We start from the raw sequence: 1,386 nt of genomic DNA, 5'->3' as shown, positions 1-1,386 counted from the left end.
CGTCCTGCTGCTGGCGGCGAGCGTCGACGCGGTCTCGCGTCGCCGACGCTCCGCCGCCGGGGTCTAGGCGTGGCTGCGGGGCCGCGGGCGGGGACGGGCACCAACCAGGAGGCCGTCCGCCGCCACAACCTCGGCACCCTGCTGCGGCACGTCCACGACTCCGGGGAGGTCTCCCGGGCCGAGCTCACCGGACGGATGGGCCTCAACCGTTCGACGATCGCCGGCCTGGTCGCCGAACTGGAGACACTCGCGCTCATCGAGCACGCCTCCCCCGCCGCCGGACGACGCGGTGCGGGGCGTCCGTCGGCCGGCGTACGGATCTGCGAGGACGGGCCTTACGTCGTCGCGGTCGACCTCGGTGTCGACCGCGCGGAGGTGGCCCGGGTCGGCCTGGGCGGACGGATCGAGGACCGCGCGTCAGCACAGCTCCCCGCCGATCCGGAGGCCTGGCAGGTCGGGGCGTCCGTGGCCGCCCTGGTGCGCCAGGTGGTCGCCCAGTCCTCGACCACCGCGCCGCTGCTCGGCATCGGCATCGCCGTCCCTGGCCTGGTCCGGCGCAGCGACGGGCTGATCCGGCACGCGCCGAACCTCAGCTGGCACGACGTCTCGTTCGGCTCGATCGTGCTCGCCGCGCTCTCCCTCGACATCCCCATCGCTCTCGGCAACGACGCCGACCTGGGCGCCCTCGCCGAGCACCGGCGCGGTGCGGCCGTCGGGGTCGGCGACCTGGTCTACCTGTCCGGCAACGTCGGCGTCGGTGCCGGCGTCATCACCGGCGGCAACAGGCTCGAAGGCGTCGCCGGCTATGCGGGCGAGGTCGGTCACCTGTGCCACGACCCGCGGGGCTCGGCCTGCCACTGCGGCAGCCGGGGGTGCTGGGAGACCGTCGTCGGCGCGCCGGCGATCGCGGACGCGCTCAAGTGCCCGGCCGACCAGGTCGCCCGACTCGGCGAGATCCTCGACGACATGACGAGCGCCCCCCGTGAGCTGCGCCCCATCGCCGCCGAGCTCGGCCGCGGGCTCGCCGCGGTCGTCAACATCTTCAACCCGAGCGTCGTGATCCTGGGCGGCTACTTCCTCCCGCTGTTCCGACTGTGCCGCAGCGAGGTCGCCACCGGCCTGGGCGAGCGCGCACTCCGACCGGCCCAGGACGCCGTACGCCTGACCCTGCCGGGGCTCGGCACCGACTCCGTCCTCCTCGGCGCCGCCGAGATGGCCCTCGAGCCGGTCTTCGCCGACCCCGTCGCCAGCCTCGCCGTCGCCGTCACCGACGCGTCCGCCCGCCTCGCCGGCTGACCCCGCAACCCTGGCGACTCGGCCCCGCAACCCTGGCGACTCGGCCCCGCAACCCTGGCGACTCGGCCCCGCAACCCTGGCGACTCGGCC

General features: G+C 75.4%; 1 protein-coding gene. It reads left to right on the top strand.

From position 1 onward, the window contains the following. On the top strand, nucleotides 1-1,296 hold a 1,296-nt coding region (locus tag H0487_RS22615), incomplete at its 5' end, for an ROK family transcriptional regulator (protein ID WP_220793712.1). Nucleotides 1,297-1,386 lie beyond the last annotated feature (90 nt).

Source organism: Nocardioides stalactiti (assembly GCF_014180715.1).
Taxonomy (GTDB): domain Bacteria; phylum Actinomycetota; class Actinomycetes; order Propionibacteriales; family Nocardioidaceae; genus Nocardioides; species Nocardioides stalactiti.
The sequence above is the reverse complement of the archived record's forward strand: the minus strand, read 5'-3'. Positions and strand labels throughout refer to the sequence as shown.